This window comes from Sphingobium sp. SG1 (assembly GCF_057063145.1).
This window is the reverse complement of the sequence record NZ_JBVVOJ010000001.1, coordinates 283,542-303,978: the sequence shown is the minus strand read 5'-3', so window position 1 is coordinate 303,978 and position 20,437 is coordinate 283,542. Positions and strand designations below refer to the sequence as shown.

Here is a 20,437-nt window from a genome sequence, read left to right as displayed (position 1 = left end):
GAGATTAATAATGCATCCTATTCATCCGCGTAATTTTGGCTCGGCTGCGGGCAAGATTGCGGTAAAGTTCTATAGCGGTTCGGCCGTCGTCACGGGTTGGATCGTCAAGCAAGTGGGCACGACAAAGTACAAGGTCACGAACGGCACTGTGACCAAGTTCGCACGGCTCGCTCAGACCACGTCGGAATTGACTGCTCTCACCGCCGGTACCGGCGATGACGCGGCAAAGCGCGCGGAACTGTGCACGGTCGAAATCGCAAAGTTCGGTGGCAGCACCGAGAATGCGAAGAAGATTCTGAGCACCAAGGTTGTGACTGTCCAGAACAGCGTTCTGACCTTCAAGCTCGGCATCGCCGGTGCCGCTGCCGGTCAGGGCACCATGGCGACCTACGCCAACGCCGCTCCGACTGTCGCGAATGCGATCCCGAACCAGACCGCCACCGTTGCGGCTGCGTTCTCCTATGCGTTCCCCGCAAACACCTTTGCCGATGGCAATGGCGACACCCTCACTTACACCGCTGCTCTGGCAGCCGGTGGGGCTCTCCCGGCCTACCTCACCTTCACCCCGGCAACGCGCACGTTCGCGAAGGCTGCTGGTGCTGGTGCGGCTGGCACGGTTTCGGTTCGCGTCACGGCGTCGGATGGCAAGGCCACCGTCACCGACGACTTCGATATCGTTATCTCCTAATCGGGATAGAGCTTCGATGTGATCTGGACCCCGTCTCGAAAGAGGCGGGGTCTTTTTGCTGAATAATAGTGACTGCGCAGTATAGGCTTTTCTATGCCATCAGCAGGTGAACGACCGCACCATTTGATAACGGCATTTCAGAAGACTATTGGTGTTCGACAAAATTGTAGCAATTACCGATCTCCATTTTGGGCGATCGTCTGGCAGTTTGGTTGCCAATCAGGACAACCTTGATTTCCTCATATGGGCGATCGAACGTGCCCGCACATGGGGTGCGAAGAAGATTGCCGTCCTTGGTGACTGGCACGATAGCCGACATTCTGTCACGCTGGGTACCATCCATATGTCTCTCAAGGCGATGGAAATGCTGAACGATGCGTTCGATGAAGTGCATTTTATCACCGGCAACCACGACCTCATGTATCGCGATCGCCGCGATGTCGCTTCGACGGTGTTCGCAAAGAACCTCGACAACTTCCGCTGGATCAATCAGCCCGTAACCTATGGCGAAGGCAAAGATGGCGTGACCTTCCTGCCGTGGCTGGTTGGAGATGAACGTAAGATGCTGCGTAGTCTGAACTCCCGTTACATCTTCGGGCATTTAGAGTGTAACGGTGGATTTTTGATGAATGAAAAGGTTCCGGTCCCCGACCATGAAGGTCGACCCGAAATCGATGATTTTGTCGGCAACGAGTTCTGCTTCACGGGGCACTATCATTTTCGTCAGGCCAAGGGCAATGTCGTCTACATTGGCAATATCATGCCGTTCAATTTCGCGGATGACTGGGATGCCGATCGCGGCATGATGATGCTCGAATGGGGTAAGGACCCGATGTTCGAGGCATGGCCGGATCAGCCGCTGTTCCGCACGATGTTGCTGAGCGATCTTATGACGAAGCCGGGAGAACTGCTGCGTCCCAAGATGACGGTTCGAGCAACCATGGATACCGGCATCACCTACGAGGAGACAATGAACCTGCGTGACGAATTTGCGCGTAACCACCAACTCCGCAAGCTTGAACTGATCCAGCCCAACACAAAGCCCGAAGTAACGCGCGATATGGCGCAGGATGTAAAGTTCCAGACCGTCGATCAGATCGTGTATGAAGGTCTTGACCAGTTCGATTCCAACGGAATCGACAACAAGATGCTCAAGCAAATCTACGAAGATATTGCGTCGAGGCAAGGAAAATAGTGACTTGATGCTATAGACGAACGTAGATTTATCTGATGGATCACAAAGAAATACAGGGGTATCGCGAGCAGCAGTTCAAGTTGATCCCAAAGGTTCCGGGCGTTTACGGTTTGGCCGATTGGTTCCAGTCGACACTTTATGTCGGTCGGAGTGATGATGGTCTGAGGGCGCGCACGCAGCGACATGTCACGAGCGGCCGATCGGACCTCATCTCGAACCAGAAATTGAGCGCGGAAGAAATCGCCTTCATCTGGTTCTACGAAGAGCCCGATCGGGATCGTCGCAAGGCTATCGAAGATATGCTGATCTACCAGCATCATCAGCACAGGCTGCTGATGAATTCGAAGATTCCCGCCGCGCCGCCACCGACTATCGATCTTCCCTCTCGGGAAATCATCCAGATCATTCCAGATGTTGAACTGGCGATCCGGCGCAAACCGATAAATGCCTACAAATACAACCTGAAGATGCAGCAGCGACTGCTCGATTATATTGAGCAGACCAAGGATAACAGGGAGACCCGCAATGCTCTTCAGGCGCGGGTAAACCTTACAAACTATCACCGCGAACTATTTGAGAGAGAATGTGAATCTTGAATTTGATGGCCTCTGGCTAACCAATTTTCTCAGCACAGGTGCAGTGGAGCAGTATATCCCCTTCAATGAGGACCTGCTCACGCTGGTGCTGGGTTTCAGCACTGACGCCAATGGCGGCGAAACCCGCAACGGCACAGGCAAGACCACGATCATTCAGGCACTGAGTTATGTCCTGTTTGGTCAGGCTCTGGACCGGATCAAACAGGACAACTTGATCAACAACATCAATGGCAAGAAAATGCTGGTCGCAACCCAGTTCCGCCGTGATGGTAAGCTGGTCCGGGTCATGCGCGGGCGTAAGCCCAATGTCCTGAAACTGTTTCAGGATGGCGTCGAATATGACGAGGCGGATGCCGAACGAAACGGTGCAATGGGCGAGAATGTCGACACGCAATCCGTGATCAACAATCTGCTCGGTTTTGACCACACGATGTTCTGCCATATCCTCGCGCTCAACACCAACACCGTGCCCTTCATCAAGGAAAGCGCGGCCAAGCAGCGCGAGATTATGGAGAAGCTCCTCGGCGCAACCACGCTGGGCGATCGCGCGAAAGTCCTCTCAAAGCTCATCAGCGAGACTAAGCGCCGGGTCGAGAGCGAAGAAACCAAAATCGAGGCTATTGTGGAGGCCAACCGCCGCATCAACGTCGCCATCGATCAGGCAGCACAAAAAAAGGCCGAGTGGGATTCCGACCTGAACAGTCGGGTTGTTCGCGTTGCAACCGAACTCGATGCGATCGAAAGCCTGAACATCGATTTCGACGGCGAACTGCGCATTTTCGATCAGATCGATGCCTATGATGCGTCCCTCACGGCTGCCCGTTCGGCCAAGGAAACTGCTGAGCGCGAACTGGCTCTCAACGAACGAGAAGCCAAGACGCTGGAGGGCGAAGTATCCACTCTACTGACCCTTTCGCAGCAGGATGACCCTGATGGGTCGATCGGGAAGCTGACCCGCGAAATCGAGGCGATGCGCGATCAGGCTGTCCGCGATGCTCAAAATGCACGCGATGCATCTCGTCGTGCGGCCGAAAATGCAAACGAGGTCTCCCGGCGGGAGAAGGCGCGCGCAGTCGAAGACTGCCAGAGTTCCATTCGGCAGCTTGAGGCTGCTCTGCGTGATGCCGAATATACGGTGGACCGGCTTGGTCGGGAAAAGGATCGTGAAACGTCTCTGCGCGAAGCCAAGATGCTGGAGCGCGAAGCTGCGCACGGTTCGGACTGCGCTACCTGCGGTCAGTCGCTTGCTGGCTCGGATCATTTGCACAAGATCGAACAGAACCTTGATGCACAGCTTGCCGTGATCGACGAAGGCATCCGCGTCCTTGAGGAAAAGATCATTGATGCGCGCGCAAAATCTGATCAGTATCAGGCGTCCATCACCTCCCTGCGAGAGACCGAAGTCGCTGAGCGCAAGGCACTGGACGAACATCCGGCAGTCGCTTGGGAAGATACCGAGCTTGGTCCGATCGAGGATACGGCAGAGATCATCTCGAAGCTGGATGCCCTTGAAGTGGCAAAACAGGCCGCGATCGATCTTCGCACCGGTATTCTCGCCGAATATGAAGCGCAGAAGGCAAAGGTTTCTGACATCCGCAGCGCACAGAGCGCGTATCTGGCGGACATCGATCGCGCATCGGCCGCACTGGCGGAATTGGGTTCAAGACCGACCAGTAGCTTCCGTTCACGCGATGAAGTGTATCGAACCCGTCAGGCGCATGAAAAGAAGCTCGACGATCTGGTCCGCGAACTGGAGCAGACGCAGCAGGCCGTGAACCCGTTCATCGAGCAGGTTGAAAGCTTCCGGGCGACGCTTCAGATCGTATCCCATGATGCTTTGCATGAGGCACAGCACCTCCTGCGTCATCAGGATACCCTGCTCAAGCTGCTGACCCAGCGTGACAGTTTCATCCGCAAGCGGATCATCGAGCAGAACCTGTCCAATCTGAATGAGCGCATGACCCATTATCTGGGCAAGCTTGGGCTTCCCCATGAAGTGCAGTTTCTGCCCGATCTGTCGGTTGAAATTTCGCTGCTGGGCCGAGACTATGACTATGACCAGATGAGCCGTGGTGAGAAGACCCGCATCATTATGTCGACTTCATGGGCGTTCCGCGATGTTTGGGAGAGCCTCAACCACAGCGTCAATCTCATGTGGGTTGATGAGCTTCTCGACAATGGTCTGTGTGCCTCTGGTTCGGAAGCAGCCCTTGGCGTTCTCAAGACCTATGGCATGGGGCGCAACAAGAATGTGTTCCTGATCTCGCATCGCGAGGAACTGCGCGGTCGTGTTGAGAAGACGCTGATGGTGAAGAAGGAAAATGGCTTCACCGAATTCGCGCCTGACGAGATTTGATTTTTGACAGTTGGGTAGGTGCTTGTCTACCCAACTGTAGTCGATTTGATAGAGGAACTTGATTAGATGCGTAAGTCGAAGCGTTGGTTTGTCGAGATTGATTACGATGCAAATCCCGACATGAACTATTTTTCCATCCGATCCTTTATTCAAAACAACTTTGCCCGAACCGAAATAACCGGAAATAGGGTGATCTGTAACGACATCGACGATGCACTTCGACTGCGTATGTCGCTCGATGAAAACGTGGTCGCCACCGGCCACGCCTGAACCCATTTGAAAGCCCACTATTTGATGACTGCCAATTTCAATTACATTGAAGAAGCCCATGTGACGGCTTCGCCCAACTATCACGCTGACAAGGTCGAACCGGGTGTCCTCTTCGGCGCGCTGGAGCAGTTCGCGCTGGCCGCCCAGACGCTCGACGTGATCAAGAAGTCTCTGTTCTACGGCCGCGATCTGGGTCACATCCCCAAGGCGCTGCGCGAGGACGCCCCCGAAGTCCGCGCGAATTTCGTCGACACCAACATCGTCCATGGCATCATCGGCATCGCCACCGAAGCGGGTGAACTGGTCGAAGCGCTGATCAAGGCCATGTTCGGCGTCCACGAACTGGACGTGGTCAACATGGGTGAAGAAGTCGGCGACGTATTCTGGTATGCTGCTCTGCTGGCAAAGAAGGCTGGCGTGACCTTTGATGCGATCCAGCGCAACAATATCGAAAAGCTGCGCAAGCGCTTCCCGGACAAGTTCACGGAGTTCGATGCGAACAACCGCGATCTGGCCGCCGAGCGCGAAATTCTCAACACCCTGATCGAACCGGGGAAGATCGAAACCAATGCGGCGGTTACCCTCGCCGACTTCACCAAGAACTGATAGGAGAGGGCGGGGCAACCCGCCCTTTTTCACAAAAAGAAGTAGGGGGCTTGAAACTTTACCCCGAATGATGAATATAGGGGCATTAGTCCAGAGACATTGGAATTGAAATGGCTGCCCCACAGAGACGATCCGTAGAACGCGCCGCCCGCACCCGTGGGGTAAGTTCCAAATCGCGCGGCCATCTCAAGGCAGTCAAGACGCCGACTGACAATCAAACCACGCTGCCGATGAACATGCCCTTGTCGGATGAGGGACTGGTTCGTCAACTGGATGATTTGCCTTCCGTCGTGTTCAAGGCCGTGCAGAATGCGCGCGAGCAGATCGGTCAGATGATCAAGACCGACACGAACGAATATGCCAACTACAAATATGCGCCGATCGATGCCTATTATGCGCAGGCCATCCCGATCATCCAGAAGAACGGCCTGTCGATCGACGCGCGCGAAATCGGTTGCACAACCGGTGATGGCAATGTGCTGCTATACAAATTCAAGGGCGTGCTCGGCTACAAGGATGGCCGTCAATTCGACATCGGTGACGTTACTATTCCGCATCGTTTCGATGGGCCGCAGACTGGTGGATCGGCGCATTCCTACGCTGATAAAGTGTTGATGCGGCGCTATTTCAAAATTCAGACGGGCGAGCCCGATGGCGATAGCCAGCAGCAGGAGAAGGCTCGTGGTCGGGCACCGGCGCAGCATCGTCCAACCCAAGCTGACGTCGATCTGATGGCGGAGGCGCGGCAGTTCGCCCAGCAGAAGCCGAAAGAACCGCCGAAGCCCGTCCTCCCGAAAGTGCCTGAAAGCGCTTATAACAGCGAATATGACTTCACCGATTATATCGGCGGAGCCCGATCGGTCGATGAGTTGGAGGCGCTATATCGTCAGGCCAAGGGGACGATCAATGGTTTCGAGCCCCATGACAAGACATGGGTTCTTGATCTCTTCGCGCGGAAGAAGGCACATGTCCTGCGGTCGAACGGTTAAGGTCTATTCCGGTTTCGGAGCATGTTTGCATTTCTCAAAATGGTAGCGCTTAAGATTATTCACTCCACCAGATTTACCACAATGAGGACAAGTGGCCTGTTCCTGCGGTCCTTTTGGTTTTCGCATTTTTTCTTTGGTGGCTTCAGACTTTGGTCTCCCTTTGGTGGCTTTTGATATCTTCGCTCTCCACTCATCGCGTTCCGACGGAGACATTTTATAGGTGCACGGGATACCGAACATGGGATTATTCTCTCCGGTCATTCGTTCGCGCAACCGATCTTTCAACTGATTAAGTTGGTCTTCCGATAGGTTTTCGTGCGGGCTTTTTCCAAAGCGGGGATTCTTTTCTCCCGCGAAACGACCCTTCATATTTTCCGATTGAGCTTTTTTGACTTCATCAGTATGTTTGACACCAAACCGATGATGTAGCTCACCCAAAACGCCGAACATGGGATTTGCTGCACCGTAACAGTTGTCAACCAAATACTGCTGCCACTGGTCTTCTGTCAAACCGCGCATGATTGCGTTATTGCCACCAATTCGATACTGCTGATCCCAGACTAATTTTTCCTCATCGGTCATCTTGTTATAATAGTGGTGATCCGTATTCTGCCAAAATAGACGCAAGGTCTGTCTAATTTTATGGCGTGTTTCTTCTGGCACCTCCGCAGGCGGCAAAAATTTAACGTTAGCGATCATACCATTGTAAAATTTTCGCTCACCATTCGGCAACTTGGCTCTGAGAACATCTTCGTCAACTTGTGCCTCGATTTCGGCGTAATGCAGCGCTGCTTTCGTTTTATGAAGTGACTCTATCAGAAATATAAAAGCACCTTTCCCCTTATTCTTGATCGCTTCATTGATATGAACCGATGAGCTAGTGTATTTTTTCCAATCAGATTCCTTGACTGTTTTTTTGCGTCGCGACTTCCCTTTCACCGCCTTGGTGGTGGTGCTGTGAAACTGCTTCTTTCCAATATACTCCCGATCATTCGTCGTATCGATGATACGATATATGAAACCAAACCACTCACTGACGTCAAATTTACCGGGGTATTCCCAGTGCCCGAAATCCGAAATATCTTCCATTGTCTATTTAGACAGGGGCACTTTATTCGGTTTTATTTTTTGAAAATGCTGTTCGTTATACATTAGGTATGAAACATGATAAGCAGCATAGAACCGCTCCATCTTTCAGAGCGCAATAATCTGGCCAAGACCGTCAAGCGTCTCGATCGCCAGAACCAGAAAGAAATTCGCCGCTACAGTCTGGAAGAACTGGTCGATGGCATCAAGGCGCAGGTTCGTCGAGACCACCCCGATTTCACGGAGGATCAGGTCCGTCGCCGCGCACTGGAGCGCTATAGCCGCCTCAAGAAGCCCTACAGCGGCCCACAGCCCACCACGCAACCTTCGCATCACAACGCAGCCCACTCGGCCGCCAGAAAGGCTCAGCGCGCTAAAATGAAGGGCAATCGCTGATGGCGGGTTTCTCATTCATCGTCACCAGCCTTTTTGACGCCGCAGCTATCATCAAGGAAGGCTCCGTTACCAAGATCGTCAGCCTGATCGACAAAACCGATTTGCGCCTCATCGATCACGCGGGATCGCACCACCTCATTCGCCACTTCGATGATATCGAAACCGAAAGCACCAGAGAATGGACCGCGCCCGCGATCGATGACGTGTTGGCCATATTGGCGCATACAGCCGATCTCACCGACGACGACCGCGTTCTGGTTCATTGTCGGGCGGGAAAAAGCCGCTCGACCGCAGCGATGATCGCCATCCTGATCCAGCATGGTGCCGAGCCGCAGGAGGCATTCGATCGCGTCGCTGCCGCCCGGCCGGTGCTCCTCCCCAACCGTAGGCTCATCGAAATGTTCGATGCCGCGCTCAATCTTGAGGGTCGGCTGAATGAAGTGATCGCAGCCTATTACCAGCGCTTGACCCTTCCCGGCATCAAACTGCCCAATCGTGGAGGCCATAACCTGTGATCATATATTTCGATGGCGGGTGCAAACCTAATCCCGGCGCGATGGAGGTTGGCGTCCTCAGCGATGATGGGGCCATTCGATACCATGAGAGGATCGGACATGGGACCAATAACGAGGCCGAATGGATGGGGTTGATCTGCGCGCTAACGCTGGCGTCGCAGGCTGGAATGACCTCCATCCACATTCGCGGGGACAGCAGTCTGGTGATCAACCAAGCGCTGGAGAAATGGAAAATCAAGAGCGCAGAATTGCGTAAATTCAAGGATGTATATGACGAACTTGCCACCCAGTTCGATCATGTGGAACTCGAATATGTGCCCCGCGCGCATAATCTGGCGGGGCACTATATCGAGGAAATGAACTAGACCAACGGCATCCGTATTTTCTCGGTCGTTTTCATTCTTGCCTCTGCCTGTTTCATGATCCGAACCCTCTCCCGATAGCTGAGCGACCATGCCTCATCACGGGAGAGGCCGCCACGTTGATACCAGCACAGGTCATTGATGTGATCGATCATTCGCGCCTGATCGCCCTCATATTCGGCCATAAGCTCCTCATACTCGGCACTTGAGTTTATTCTGAGGAGCCTTGCCCGAAAAAAGTCGTGGGATCGAATTCGATTGCCGTTTCCCAACCGTGACCACAGGCGTCGCACACAACCGGGACCGTCTTGTCGAGACCAGCATTGCTGATTTCGCGCTGTTTCTCGTCGATGAGCTTGAGCCATGCAGCAGATGTATTGGCGATAAAGTCAGCGATCGCCTGACGGTCATCGACTTCGCCTTCGGGGACCACGATCTTGATAACAGTATTGGCCAACATCTTCGACTGAAGCTCGGAAACCCGCTTGAAGGCGGCTTTGCGCTGAATATGATGCTGCTCTTCAGTCAGGGACTGGTCTGCTTCCAGAACCCGCATGCGCCGTTCCTCATCGAAAATTCTACGGCTCAGTTCCGAAATATCGCGGATAGTATAGGGTTTGAGATATGCCACGATCTCCTCAGTCAGGCGCACAGCATTGACCGGGTCAACCGACTTCACATTTGCCAGCATGATGGGGAGATTGCAGTCGAACGCCATCTCATTGGCGCACTTTGGACACTGGGTTTCCACTTCCATGATGCGGCCATAGGTGGCGACACGGATCGCCAGCAGAAGCACGTCCATGTCAGGCGCGCTGATATCAGCAGGCGCTTTGATCGCGGGTACGCAGGATTCAAACAGCATTTCGACCGCGTTGCCGCTCATGAGGGCATCGGGATTCTTCATCATCATTTCATCGGCCGCGCGCATCGGAAGCACATCAACCTCACCATTGATGTTTGCCTCGAAACTCCCCTCAGGGAGAAAAGCACCACCGGTCGGCAAGATTACGCTCTGGCCGGGGATGCGGAAATACTTGTTAAGGATGCTCATATCGCTCTCTCGAATTAAAGTAGTCGTTATTGTTATTTAGAGGGCGACTAAACGGCTGCCTTAATCCTCAAAATAAATAGGGGAGTAGGAGACTCCCATGAACGACGATATTAGCCGCGACGACTTGCAGAAATTCATTTCAGGCCTTCAGGGTCTTACTGGTGCTATTGGAAAGCTTCAGACTAGCGTCGACCGTGGAGCAGCTTCGCCGGGCGGGGCATCTGAAGGTGGACGGCTTCGTCGGGTGCGCGATCGCCTCAATCAGGCAGAGCGCAATATGGATAATCGCGTTCGCAGCGTCGAACACACATTGTCTCAGTTCAACCAGAGCCTCCGCAACAGTGCCGATGGTCTGCGCAACATTCTGCGCGGTGTGTTCGGCGGCGCATTCGTCGGAGCTATCATCTCGAATGGCACCCAGATGGCGCGCACGCTCGGGGAAATGAACGAGATCGGCCAGAATTTTGGCGGTTCGTTGATGGAAATGCACAAGGCCGCAGCACAGGCCGGGCTCCCGCTGGCCGACTTTGCCGATCTGATGAAGCGCAACAGCGCCGTTGTCGCGCAATTGGGCCAGAAAGATTTTGCTCGCCTCGCCTTGAGCGTCCGCAAGAATGCCGAACGCAACGGCATGTATGGCTACACGGTTGAGGCGCTCAGCCAGCAGATGGGTGACTATATGGAGACTTCCCGTCTCTATGGGACTTTGGAAGCGCGCAGCCGGATCGACGCAACGGATGGATATGTCCATCTGGCCGAAGTCACTTCAACCATGGCTACGGCGACGGGTAAGGCGCGAACCGAAATCACGGCTCTCGCCAACGAGGCTATGCGCGGAACACTGGCGATCGCTGGTATGCTGGCACTGGACAAGGAGAGCCGTGCATTCGTCCAGAAGAACATGGAAATCGGCAGCACGGTCTTTGCGGCACAACAGGGTGAGGCCGGAAAATTCCTCGCCACTTTCTTCGCCGATACGATTGGTGCTGGCAACTCCATATTCACCGAAGGTGGTAAGGCATTGATCCAAGGTGGGCTTGGTCAGCTATCGTCGGCGATGGATGATCTCGCGGCCAAGACCAATGCAGGCACCGCCTCGGAAATGGACTATGTGAACTATGTCAACCGGTTCATCGATGAAGTGGATGCAAACGCAGAAACGTTGAAAATGCTGGCCATCAGCGGCAACGCCCAAGCGCAGCAGATGATTCAGGCCCGTTCCCAGATGCGCAAGCTCACGGCGGCCGAAATGGCCGACAAGGCCAAAGAAGCAAAATCCAGAGCCGTCATTACCAAGCTGTTCCAGTCGTTCGAAAGCGCATGGGGACGCATTCGCGGGGCCTTTCTCGATAAGCTCATCTCGTCGATCGAACCGGCTATGAAGAAGCTCGACGGTTTCTTCGCCGAAGGCGGCGGGTTCGATCCGATCGTTGACGCGGCCGGTCGCTTTGGTGACTGGCTTGGTAAGATGATCGTTAGCGTCGCCACTCCGGGTAACGTGGAGAAGATCGTCTCCATCATCACGGCCGTTGGTAGCGCCGCCTTGGCGGTGGGTAAATTCGCCGCATCCATGGCGACCTACCTCATTCCGATCGCCCAAATCGTCGGATGGACTGTCGACGTGATCACCTCCGGGATCATGAGTATCCACGACATGTTCGCACGAGTGAACAAGACGTTCGCAGACTTCGTAACGGCGGGCGCGGTCGCTGTGGCATTTATCGGCGGCAAATTCATCAAATCCATGATCGGTAATTTCCTCTCAGGTATGCGCATGATGAATGTGCGGGCAGGGGTGGTCAACATTGTGGGACAGAACGGCACCTCATCCCTTGGCGACATTCTCGGCGGCGGAAATGGTGGTGGCTCTGGTGGTAGTGGTGGACCGGGTCGCGGTGGCCGGGGAGGGGGCTCAGGCGGTGGTCGCCTGAAGAAGGCATTTGGCGCGCTTTCGTCCATGTTCGAAAATATCGTGAAGCATCCCGCGACCAAGAAATTCGCTTTCGTGGCGGCGGCTGTCGGTGCGACATTTGGTGCATTCTCCGGCATCGCCAACGCAGCCGAGCCCACCAATCCGAACGAGAAAGAAGACGCGTCGACCGCACGCCCGGTCCCATTCCAGTTCCTCCATTCCGATATGATCAAGGACAAAGCGGAGCGGGCAAAATACGAAGCGCTGCTGGATGAACAGCGTAAGCTGAAGAGCGCAGACGCCACCAATGAAAATCTGGCCCGCACCAAGGAAGTGTCGGCGGAATTGGCGGACATGCGTAGCAAATATGGCCGCGAGGTCAGCGACCTGCGCGACTTTAACAATGCGACCTCGCGGGACAGCAAGCTGATCGCTGATGGCATGGGTAAATCACGCGCGATCGGTGGGGCTGCAAAAGCCGCCCCGGATAGCCCGGCTCCTGCTGAAAAGAAGGAGGAGGGATCGAGCACGCTGGATTGGCTTCAGAACGGCTTGAGCGTGGCAGGTTTCCTCCCCGGCATCGGCACGGCCGCCGACCTTACCAATGCTGGTATCAGTGCTGTCAGGGGCGATTGGGGCGGGGCTGCAATGAGCGCGATCGCATCTATTCCAATGTTCGGCGATATCGCTGCGTTGGGTAAGGCCAGCAAATTTGTCCGCTATGGTGCCAATAGCCTCCCGATCCTTGGTGGGATGTTTGGCGGCTCAGCCAACGCCCGCCCGATCGATCCCATCCAACCAGTCGAAGGCGACATGGATGCCCGTGCTGAACGCATGCGCCCCGAGCCTACCCAGCCAACAATGGAATTCCCGCAGCAAGATCAGCAAATCGATCTGCTGAAAAAAATGATTGCGGAAAACGAACAGAGCACAAAGCTTCTCGCCACCCAGCTTCAGAAACTGATCAACTCGCAAGAAGCTATGGCGCGCACAATCGCAAGAAACGGGAAATAACACACAACCAACAAGATGACGACCTCGATCATAAATAACACCACAGTTTATGATCGAGGCTCTTCATGGCATCTTGGACCAAATTACTAACCCCATATCACATCCGCAACGGTAATGGCGGATCAGGGGGGTCGGTAACGCCAAATTCTGACAACTCCAATACAGGAACGAGTGCAAAATACGCCTCCTATCTTCCTGAGGTCTATGCTGGTCACCCTAACCGCATCCAGCGTTATGCCCAATATGAAGAGATGAACCGTGACTCGTTCATCCGCGCTGCCCTCGACACCATCGCTGAATTCTGCACCCAGTCGGAAGAGGCGAGCGATAATCCTTTCGAGATTGTCTATCAGGAAACCGCTACGGAACCTGAGACCAAAATCCTCAAGGAAATGCTGACCGCGTGGACCAATCTCAACGAGTTCACCGCCCGTCTGTTCGCCATGTTCCGCAACACGATCATGAACGGCGACAGCTTCTATCTGCGCGATCCGGAAACCAGTGAATGGACTTTCCTTGATCACTATGCCGTGATCATGGCGAAGGTCGACGAGCAGAATGGCCGCAACATCGAGGAATATCTGGTCAAGGGCTTCGATGACTTTCGTCGCGCGCGCTATTCGTCACGGATCGCCGACCTTGGGCAGTATCGTTCGCCCAATGGCATGTCGCCCATGGTCCAGACCCGGACCTATGCGACGCCCGGCTCGACGTCTGCATCGACTTTCCAGATGGCAGGTTCTGACCGGGATAATCGCCATTCCCGTCTCCAGCAGAACTATGAATATTCGGTCCTCGACGCAAAGAATGTGATCCATCTTTCGATGTCGGACGGACTGGACAACAACTGGCCCTTTGGACCCTCGATCCTCGAAAGCGTGTTCAAGGTCTGGAAGCAGAAGGAACTGCTCGAAGACGCGATCATCATCTATCGCGTTGCGCGCGCGCCTGAGCGTCGCATCTTCTACATCGACGTCGGCCAGATGAACCCGGTCATGGCGCGCCAGCACGTCGAGTCCATCAAGAATGAAATGCATCAGCGCCGCATTCCCACCCGTGCCGGTGGCGGCGGTTCAATGGTCGACGCGGCATATAATCCGCTTTCCATGATGGACGATTATTTCTTCTCGCAGACCAGTGATGGCCGTGGGTCCAAGGTCGAGGTTCTTCCGGGTGGCGATGCGACCGGCGAGATCACTGACCTCAACTATTTCCGTCGTGAACTCGCGCTCGGTTTCCGTATCCCCAACACCTACCTGCCTTATGGCGGCGACGATACTGGCGGCGGCGCGGCATATAATGACGGCAAACTGGGGACAGCGACCATTCAGGAGTTCCTGTTCACCAAATACTGCCTGCGTCTTCAGAACCGCCTTGCGCCTGCATTTGATGTCGATTTCAAACGCTTCCTCAAGGAAAACGGCGTCAAAATCGAGAATTCCCTGTTCCGCCTCAAGTTCTGCCCGCCGCAGAATTTCACTAAATACAGGCAGATTGAACTGGATACGCAGCAGGTCAACTTGCTGTCGCAGGTTAACGGCATGAAGGATGTTTCGAAGCGTTTCGCCAAGATCAAGTATGGCGGCTGGTCGCAAGACGACATTCTCGAAAACCAGCGCATGTGGGCAGAAGAAAACCCTGCAAAGGTCAAAGGCGTGGCAGGCGCAAGCATGGCTGACGCTGAAAGCGAAGGTGATCTGTCATCCGTCGGTGTTCGTCCGATGGGCGGAGACATGTTCGGCGACCCGATGGCCGATTTGCCTCCCGAAGGTGGTGAGCCTGCGCCCGATGCTGGTGCAGAGGCTGCTCCCGATGCGGCTGCACCGACCGGTCCTGCTCCGTCTGGCCCCGCGCCCACCGGTGGCGGCGGTCTCATCTAACAGGAGAGCAAAAGATGAAGTTGGTTGAATTCGTTACCCCGGATCAGGCGTCCACGGGGCGCTATGATCCGAGCGAAGATAAGCTCAATGCCCGTCGCCGGGATGATACGCGTAAAGCGAAAGTCACCCTGCGCGATCTCAATCGTCTGAAGAAAATGCGCGCGCAGAAGAAAATGGAAGCGTTGAAGAACGAAGACATTTTGTCAATCATGTACACGTCCGATGATGGCGGAATGATGTAACCACCAGTTTACCGTCAAATTTCATGTAATACGGCATCTATTCTCCCGACCCGACTAAATATCAAGTGCAATAGCACTTGAGCAACCATCGGGAGAATATGATGCGTTCTACTATTGATAAGGCAATTCTTGCCCTTCTGAATGAAGAGCAGGAAACCGCAAACGAACTGTTCCGCCAGTTCCTGATCGCCAAGGCGCAGGAAATCCATGAAAGCTTCCGTCAGGGCGACGAAGCTGTTCTGTCGGAAAATTACGACGAAGAAATCGTCGCTGAGAAGTATTTCACTGACGCCGATTTCGGCTCGGATGACGAAGCTACTGATGACACCACCGACGCTGCCGCCGACGACCTGTCAGGCGACCTTGGCGTTGATGCTGACGCAGATGCTGACGTTGATGCCGATGCTGGCCTCGATCTCGACGCGGACGCGGATGCGGATGCCGACGCAGGTCTGAGCGATGACGGTGACGAAGGCGTTGATGAGCGCATCGACGATCTGGAAGCAAAGCTGGACGATCTGGTCGCTGAGTTCGAAGCCGCGATGGCCGAACTGGAAGGCATCGCCGATGACGTTGATGGCGACGACACTGTCGGCGCTGAAGACGAAGTATCGACTGACGTTGCCGGTAACGACGTTACCGATGAACCGGTCGAAGAAGGCGATCTGAGCATCGACATCAGCCACGACGACGATTTCGACGACATCAATGAGTCGATCCTCGACGAACTGGAAAAGATCACCGTTCCGAATTCGGATGGCCGTGAGCAGGGCAACAAGTCGATCACCCAGAACGACAAGTCGCTGCCGACCGCCCGTGGTAAGGAAGGCGCTCCGATCAAGACCAAGCAGGATCAGCACAAGGGTTACGACCGCGAAACGCCGCCGTCGAGCGACCGCCTGCCCAAGTTCACCAACACGCTTGATTCCGCCGAAGAGCGCACCTCGAAGGTGAGCAAGGAAGGCGACGCGTCTGCTGAACTGAACAAGCTGAAGCCGAACCCCAAGGCTCAGTCGCCGATCGCAAAGCGCAAGTAATAACGAGGTCCCGAACCCCATGATTCTTAAAGAATGGTCATCATTTGGTGATGCCAACGTCATTCTGGAAACTGATGACAAGGGCGTGCCCGGCAAGGATTTGCACCTTACCGGTATCTTCATTCAGGGTGGGGTTCGGAACCATAACGAACGCGTATACCCTGTCCGCGAGATCGAAAAGGCGGTCAAGGCCGTCAATGACACGATCAAGTCGGGCCAGAGCGTGCTGGGTGAGTGTGATCACCCGGACACCCTGACGATCAACCTCGACCGCGTCAGCCACATGATCACTAACATGTGGATGGAAGGCAATTACGGCATGGGGAAGCTGAAAATCCTCCCCACGCCGAAGGGCCAACTCATTCGCGCCATGATTGAAGCTGGTGCGAAGCTGGGTGTTTCCTCGCGCGGTTCCGGCAACGTCAACCACGATGGCACGGTCAGCGATTTCGAAATCGTGACCGTCGACATCGTCGCGCGACCCAGTGCGCCTGAGGCTTATCCGAAGCCGGTCTACGAAGCATTCAAGGGCAAGAGCGGAGCTATTCTCGAAGAACTCTGCCGCGCCGTTTCTCACGATCCCAAAGCACAGAAGCACCTCTATGAAGGTGTCATGCAGTGGATCAAATCCGAACTACAGTAAAGCCGGGAGTATTTTCATGAAGAAAAATCTGACTGATATCCTTGGCGATGCGCTCCCTCAGGAGCTTGTTGCATCGCTTCAGGAAGCATTTGATCAGAAGGTTGCCGACGCCCGTAGCGAAATCGAACTGGAAGTCCGCGAGGACTTGGCTCGTCGTTACGATCATGACCGCAACAACCTGATCGAAACCATCGAAAAGATGGTCACCGACTCCATCACCGAAATGGAACAGAGCCGCGCCGACGAGATCGCCAAGTTCACGGAAGCTCGCGTCAAGTTCCACACCGCGATGGTCGAAGGTCGCAAGGACACTGTTGTCCGTATGTCGGAAAGCCTGTCGAAGGCCAAGGACATCATCGCACAGCAGCTTACCGCCGAAATCCGTTCGCTGCGTGAGCAGAAGGAAGCCGCAGTCTCGAAGACCTTGCAGCTTGCTGAAGAACTGAAGAGCGCAAAGCGTCTGATTGCCGAGCAGCATGCCCGCCACATCGAGAAGATCGATGCTTTCGTCACCTCGCAGGTCCGCAAGGAACTGGTCGAGTTTCAGGAAGACAAGAAAGCGCTGGTCGAAGCCCGCGTCAAGCTGGCTACCGAAGGTCGCGCGAAGCTGAAGGAAACGCAGGAGCGCTTCATCAAGGCTGCGTCGAAGAAGGTTGAAGAGATGGCCACGGTCTCTCTGAAGTCGGAACTGGCTCAGTTGCACGAAGACCTTGAGCGTAACCGCCAGAACATGTTCGGTCGCCGCATTTTCGAAGCGGTCGCCGCTGAATTCATGACGTCCTACCTCGCCGAAGGTACCGAAATCCGCAAGCTCCAGCATGTTCTGGAATCGAAGGATCAGGAACTGGTCGCGAAGGATCAGGAAATCGCAAGCGCTCAGGCACGCATCGACGAAGCCGTCAATGCTGGTCAGGCCGCATCGCGCAAGGCTGTTCTCGCTGAAGAACGCGCCGAACGCGCAAAGATCATGAGCGAACTGCTCACCAATCTGTCTGGTGACAAGCGCTCCGTGATGGAAAGCCTTCTGGAGTCCACCAAGACTGGTGAGCTTCGCAAGTCTTTCGACAAGCTTCTTCCCTCGGTTCTGGGTGAAGGCCGTCGTTCGGCTGCCGCCTCTGCCGCTGTGCTCAGTGAAAAGCGCGCAGCACCGAAGGTCGCGACCCGCACTGTAACTGGTGATGTTTCGCGTCCTAACCGTCTGCTGGAATCGCAGTCCGAAGAAGAAACCCAAGAATCGTCAGAATTTGCGCATTTCATGCGTCTGGCGGGTCGTTCGGAATAAATAAAACCGAAGACCAAGTTCTTACCCAATTTGATCAAATCCAATTTTAGGGAGTTTATTTCATGTCGAAGCTTTTTGAAAGCCAGTGGAAGCAGACCAAGGCTGCACTGCTGGAAGGCCGCGACCTCACCACCAACATGGATGGTACGGTCAACAACAACAAGAAGCGCACGATGGAGATCGTTCTTGAGAACACTCGTCGTTCGCTGATGGAACAGGCCACCATCGGTGCCACCAACTCGACCATGGTCGCGCAGTTGAACAAGGTTGTTCTGCCGGTCATCCGTCGCGTTATGCCGACCGTCATCGCCAACGAGATCATCGGCGTTCAGCCGCTTCAGGGTCCGTATGGTCAGATTCACACCCTGCGCGTCCGCTACGCTGACACCGTCCCCGCGACTGGTACTGGCCGTGCAAACGCTGGTGACGAAGCACTGGCGAACAACATCTACAAGTTCTATTCGGGTAACGAAGACATCGCCAATCCGGCTGCTGCTTCGACCACCGCTCTGGAAGGCAAGCCGGGTAACCGCCTGTCGATCGGCATCACCCGTCACCTCGTCGAAGTTCAGACCCGCAAGCTGTCGGCTCGTTGGACTCTGGAATCGGCTCAGGACGCTCAGAGCCAGCACGGCATCGACATCGAAGCTGAAGTGATGGCTGCTCTGGCGCAGGAAATCACTGCCCAGATCGATCAGGAAATCCTGTTCTCGCTGCGTCGTCTGGGTGGCACCCCCGCTCAGGTCTTCAACCAGACCGCTGTCACCGGCACCCCGACCTTCGTCGGCGACGCCCATGCTGCTCTGGCCATCATGATCAACCGTCAGGCCAACCTGATCGCCTCGCGCACCCGCCGTGGCGCTGGTAACTGGGTCGTCGTTTCGCCGACCGCTCTGACCATCCTTCAGTCGGCCACCACCTCGGCGTTCGCTCGCTCGACCGACGGCACGTTCGAAGCTCCGACGAACACCAAGTTCGTTGGTATGCTGAACAACCAGATGCGCGTTTATGTTGACCAGTATGCTGGCGATGCGACCCCGGTCCTCGTTGGTTACAAGGGCAACGAAACCGACGCCGCTGCGTTCTACTGCCCCTACATCCCGCTGACCTCGACCGGCGTGATGATGGACCCGAATACGACCGAGCCCGTCGTCAGCTTCATGACTCGGTATGGATACAAGGAACTGACTGACACCACCGAAACTCTCGGCAACGCCGCAGATTACGTCGGTCTGGTGGGCATCGACAGCAACAACCTGACTTTCTATTGATTTTTCGGTAGAAGGACGAAAGAATTGAGGCGGGGGAAACCCCGCCTCTTTTTTTGTTAGTTATTAATATCCATGGTTGTGTTGGCAAGGGACATGCTGTATGCATGTCTCATGGAAACTGAAATCAAATGCATGGAATGCAATAAATCCACAAAACAGATCACCCCTGCGCACCTCAGGACGCATGGTCTGACTATGCAACAGTATCGGGAAAGGTATCCTGACGCGCCAATTTTCACGGAATCTTTTCGCAATAAACTATCGGCGGAGCGGAAAGGTAAACCGCGTGACCCTAGCGTTATTGCGGCAATGCATGCTGGGCGGGATGCCGCACCAAAGCGGACAGGCTATCGACATTCTGCTGAAACGAGAGAAAAAATCGCTCTAAAGGCAACCGGACGAAAATTGAGCGATGAGCATAAGGAAAGCATTTCAAAATCGGCTATTGGTCGCAAACACAGCGAAGAAACCAAAGCAAAAATACGCGCAAATCACTCCTCTCAATCGTCGACAGGCGATAAGCCTTATTTGACGGAAGGCACGTTGCGGCGCTTCTGCCAAGAAACGTTCAAGGGTTGCGAGATTACCTTCAATAGAAAGGTAAAGGACTTTGGTGCGAATTATAGGCCCGATGTCGCAATTCTATGTCGAAAAATTTTGATAGAGTTCGACGGCTATCATCACTATCAAAGTCCTTCTGTGATCATATCGGATCAAGCCCGTGACCGTTTCTTTCTGAAACACGGGTTCACGACTATTCGCATCCCATATTTTGTTCAATTATCAGAAGAAACTATCATCCATTGGTTCAGGGAGCTACTACCTTCGGATTTTAGCCCATCAATGCAAATATATCCTCATGGCTTTATCGATGATAATGCAGTTTTACCAGCGGCATTTTGCGAACTTGGCGTTGAAAAATTCAAGCGCGAAATAGAGGCGCTACCCGAAAGCGTAAGGATATCAATCATGGAATCGTTGCAAAGAAAAGCAGATTTCCTTGATCCAAGAATTGTCTTCCCGCTGTCGATGCTGGATTAAAC

General features: G+C 54.4%; 21 protein-coding genes. 18 read left to right on the top strand and 3 right to left on the bottom strand.

Annotated elements, in window-relative coordinates; translation table 11 throughout:
• Positions 1-10: 10 nt before the first annotated feature.
• The 7 genes from AC0KVN_RS01600 (at position 11) to AC0KVN_RS01570 (ending at position 6,700) form a co-directional block, all read left to right on the top strand.
• Complete coding sequence (locus AC0KVN_RS01600) at positions 11-688, top strand: putative Ig domain-containing protein (protein WP_483655397.1); 678 nt, start codon at positions 11-13, stop codon at positions 686-688.
• A 151-nt stretch (positions 689-839) separates the two neighbouring features.
• Positions 840-1,883, top strand: a complete 1,044-nt coding sequence (locus AC0KVN_RS01595; RefSeq protein ID WP_483655396.1) for a metallophosphoesterase — start codon at positions 840-842, stop codon at positions 1,881-1,883.
• 35 nt (positions 1,884-1,918) lie between these two features.
• Positions 1,919-2,479, top strand: a complete 561-nt coding sequence (locus AC0KVN_RS01590; RefSeq protein ID WP_483655395.1) for a hypothetical protein — start codon at positions 1,919-1,921, stop codon at positions 2,477-2,479.
• Complete coding sequence (locus tag AC0KVN_RS01585) at positions 2,469-4,835, top strand: hypothetical protein (protein WP_483655394.1); 2,367 nt, start codon at positions 2,469-2,471, stop codon at positions 4,833-4,835. The genes AC0KVN_RS01590 and AC0KVN_RS01585 overlap by 11 nt, the downstream gene beginning before the upstream one ends.
• A gap of 66 nt (positions 4,836-4,901) precedes the next feature.
• Positions 4,902-5,105: a hypothetical protein gene (locus AC0KVN_RS01580; protein WP_483655393.1), complete on the top strand. Its 204-nt coding sequence runs from the start codon at positions 4,902-4,904 to the stop codon at positions 5,103-5,105.
• A 24-nt stretch (positions 5,106-5,129) separates the two neighbouring features.
• On the top strand, positions 5,130-5,711 hold the full coding sequence (locus AC0KVN_RS01575) for a nucleoside triphosphate pyrophosphohydrolase family protein (protein WP_483655392.1): 582 nt from the start codon (positions 5,130-5,132) through the stop codon (positions 5,709-5,711).
• Positions 5,712-5,821: 110 nt separating this feature from the next.
• Complete coding sequence (locus AC0KVN_RS01570) at positions 5,822-6,700, top strand: ERF family protein (RefSeq protein WP_483655391.1); 879 nt, start codon at positions 5,822-5,824, stop codon at positions 6,698-6,700.
• Between the two features lie 3 nt (positions 6,701-6,703).
• Here the strand turns inward: AC0KVN_RS01570 and AC0KVN_RS01565 are convergent, their stop codons facing one another.
• Positions 6,704-7,789 carry an NUMOD3 domain-containing DNA-binding protein gene (locus AC0KVN_RS01565; protein WP_483655390.1) on the bottom strand — a complete coding sequence of 362 codons (1,086 nt, stop codon included), beginning with the start codon at positions 7,787-7,789 and terminating at the stop codon, positions 6,704-6,706.
• A 75-nt stretch (positions 7,790-7,864) separates the two neighbouring features.
• On the opposite strand from AC0KVN_RS01565, the gene AC0KVN_RS01560 reads away from it, so the two are divergent.
• The 3 genes from AC0KVN_RS01560 to AC0KVN_RS01550 are packed head-to-tail and all read left to right on the top strand — an operon-like array spanning position 7,865 to position 9,062.
• The gene (locus tag AC0KVN_RS01560) at positions 7,865-8,182 is read left to right on the top strand and encodes a hypothetical protein (RefSeq protein ID WP_483655389.1); all 318 of its coding nucleotides are present in this window, start codon (positions 7,865-7,867) and stop codon (positions 8,180-8,182) included.
• A complete protein-coding gene (locus AC0KVN_RS01555) occupies positions 8,182-8,697 on the top strand; it encodes a dual specificity protein phosphatase family protein (protein WP_483655388.1) in 516 nt (171 codons plus the stop codon). Before AC0KVN_RS01560 ends, AC0KVN_RS01555 begins: the two co-directional genes overlap by 1 nt.
• Positions 8,694-9,062: a ribonuclease HI family protein gene (locus AC0KVN_RS01550; RefSeq protein WP_483655387.1), complete on the top strand. Its 369-nt coding sequence runs from the start codon at positions 8,694-8,696 to the stop codon at positions 9,060-9,062. The genes AC0KVN_RS01555 and AC0KVN_RS01550 overlap by 4 nt, the downstream gene beginning before the upstream one ends.
• Here the strand turns inward: AC0KVN_RS01550 and AC0KVN_RS01545 are convergent.
• Both AC0KVN_RS01545 and AC0KVN_RS01540 read right to left on the bottom strand, forming a co-directional pair.
• Entirely contained in the window at positions 9,059-9,244 is a 186-nt protein-coding gene (locus AC0KVN_RS01545) for a hypothetical protein (protein WP_483655386.1), read from the bottom strand. The genes AC0KVN_RS01550 and AC0KVN_RS01545 overlap by 4 nt on opposite strands.
• 26 nt (positions 9,245-9,270) lie before the next feature.
• Positions 9,271-10,113 carry a T4 family baseplate hub assembly chaperone gene (locus AC0KVN_RS01540; protein ID WP_483655385.1) on the bottom strand — a complete coding sequence of 281 codons (843 nt, stop codon included), beginning with the start codon at positions 10,111-10,113 and terminating at the stop codon, positions 9,271-9,273.
• A gap of 97 nt (positions 10,114-10,210) precedes the next feature.
• Here AC0KVN_RS01540 and AC0KVN_RS01535 point away from each other — a divergent pair, with 97 nt between their 5' ends.
• The 8 genes from AC0KVN_RS01535 to AC0KVN_RS01500 all read left to right on the top strand — a co-directional run bounded on the left by AC0KVN_RS01535 (position 10,211) and on the right by AC0KVN_RS01500 (position 20,435).
• On the top strand, positions 10,211-13,039 hold the full coding sequence (locus tag AC0KVN_RS01535) for a hypothetical protein (protein WP_483655384.1): 2,829 nt from the start codon (positions 10,211-10,213) through the stop codon (positions 13,037-13,039).
• A 65-nt stretch (positions 13,040-13,104) separates the two neighbouring features.
• On the top strand, positions 13,105-14,919 hold the full coding sequence (locus tag AC0KVN_RS01530; RefSeq protein ID WP_483655383.1) for a portal protein: 1,815 nt from the start codon (positions 13,105-13,107) through the stop codon (positions 14,917-14,919).
• A gap of 14 nt (positions 14,920-14,933) precedes the next feature.
• Positions 14,934-15,161 (top strand): hypothetical protein, encoded by a 228-nt coding sequence (locus AC0KVN_RS01525; protein ID WP_483655382.1) that lies wholly within the window; start codon positions 14,934-14,936, stop codon positions 15,159-15,161.
• Positions 15,162-15,259: 98 nt separating this feature from the next.
• Positions 15,260-16,198, top strand: coding sequence for a hypothetical protein (locus tag AC0KVN_RS01520; protein WP_483655381.1), 939 nt, complete (start codon positions 15,260-15,262; stop codon positions 16,196-16,198).
• Between the two features lie 19 nt (positions 16,199-16,217).
• A complete protein-coding gene (locus AC0KVN_RS01515) occupies positions 16,218-16,841 on the top strand; it encodes a hypothetical protein (protein ID WP_483655380.1) in 624 nt (207 codons plus the stop codon).
• Positions 16,842-16,857: 16 nt separating this feature from the next.
• Positions 16,858-18,123: a hypothetical protein gene (locus AC0KVN_RS01510; RefSeq protein WP_483655379.1), complete on the top strand. Its 1,266-nt coding sequence runs from the start codon at positions 16,858-16,860 to the stop codon at positions 18,121-18,123.
• A 62-nt stretch (positions 18,124-18,185) separates the two neighbouring features.
• Positions 18,186-19,394: a hypothetical protein gene (locus AC0KVN_RS01505; protein ID WP_483655378.1), complete on the top strand. Its 1,209-nt coding sequence runs from the start codon at positions 18,186-18,188 to the stop codon at positions 19,392-19,394.
• A gap of 111 nt (positions 19,395-19,505) precedes the next feature.
• Complete coding sequence (locus AC0KVN_RS01500; protein WP_483655377.1) at positions 19,506-20,435, top strand: NUMOD3 domain-containing DNA-binding protein; 930 nt, start codon at positions 19,506-19,508, stop codon at positions 20,433-20,435.
• Positions 20,436-20,437: the final 2 nt, after the last annotated feature.

Bases quoted from the DNA above. Each gene is read 5' to 3' on its own strand.
- AC0KVN_RS01600 (WP_483655397.1), top strand. From the start codon at position 11: ATGCATCCTATTCATCCGCGTAATTTTGGCTCGGCTGCGGGCAAGATT.
- AC0KVN_RS01590 (WP_483655395.1), top strand. From the start codon at position 1,919: ATGGATCACAAAGAAATACAGGGGTATCGCGAGCAGCAGTTCAAGTTG.
- AC0KVN_RS01580 (WP_483655393.1), top strand. From the start codon at position 4,902: ATGCGTAAGTCGAAGCGTTGGTTTGTCGAGATTGATTACGATGCAAAT.
- AC0KVN_RS01575 (WP_483655392.1), top strand. From the start codon at position 5,130: ATGACTGCCAATTTCAATTACATTGAAGAAGCCCATGTGACGGCTTCG.
- AC0KVN_RS01570 (WP_483655391.1), top strand. From the start codon at position 5,822: ATGGCTGCCCCACAGAGACGATCCGTAGAACGCGCCGCCCGCACCCGT.
- AC0KVN_RS01565 (WP_483655390.1), bottom strand. From the start codon at position 7,789: ATGGAAGATATTTCGGATTTCGGGCACTGGGAATACCCCGGTAAATTT.
- AC0KVN_RS01560 (WP_483655389.1), top strand. From the start codon at position 7,865: ATGATAAGCAGCATAGAACCGCTCCATCTTTCAGAGCGCAATAATCTG.
- AC0KVN_RS01555 (WP_483655388.1), top strand. From the start codon at position 8,182: ATGGCGGGTTTCTCATTCATCGTCACCAGCCTTTTTGACGCCGCAGCT.
- AC0KVN_RS01545 (WP_483655386.1), bottom strand. From the start codon at position 9,244: ATGGCCGAATATGAGGGCGATCAGGCGCGAATGATCGATCACATCAAT.
- AC0KVN_RS01540 (WP_483655385.1), bottom strand. From the start codon at position 10,113: ATGAGCATCCTTAACAAGTATTTCCGCATCCCCGGCCAGAGCGTAATC.
- AC0KVN_RS01535 (WP_483655384.1), top strand. From the start codon at position 10,211: ATGAACGACGATATTAGCCGCGACGACTTGCAGAAATTCATTTCAGGC.
- AC0KVN_RS01530 (WP_483655383.1), top strand. From the start codon at position 13,105: ATGGCATCTTGGACCAAATTACTAACCCCATATCACATCCGCAACGGT.
- AC0KVN_RS01525 (WP_483655382.1), top strand. From the start codon at position 14,934: ATGAAGTTGGTTGAATTCGTTACCCCGGATCAGGCGTCCACGGGGCGC.
- AC0KVN_RS01520 (WP_483655381.1), top strand. From the start codon at position 15,260: ATGATGCGTTCTACTATTGATAAGGCAATTCTTGCCCTTCTGAATGAA.
- AC0KVN_RS01515 (WP_483655380.1), top strand. From the start codon at position 16,218: ATGATTCTTAAAGAATGGTCATCATTTGGTGATGCCAACGTCATTCTG.
- AC0KVN_RS01510 (WP_483655379.1), top strand. From the start codon at position 16,858: ATGAAGAAAAATCTGACTGATATCCTTGGCGATGCGCTCCCTCAGGAG.
- AC0KVN_RS01505 (WP_483655378.1), top strand. From the start codon at position 18,186: ATGTCGAAGCTTTTTGAAAGCCAGTGGAAGCAGACCAAGGCTGCACTG.
- AC0KVN_RS01500 (WP_483655377.1), top strand. From the start codon at position 19,506: ATGGAAACTGAAATCAAATGCATGGAATGCAATAAATCCACAAAACAG.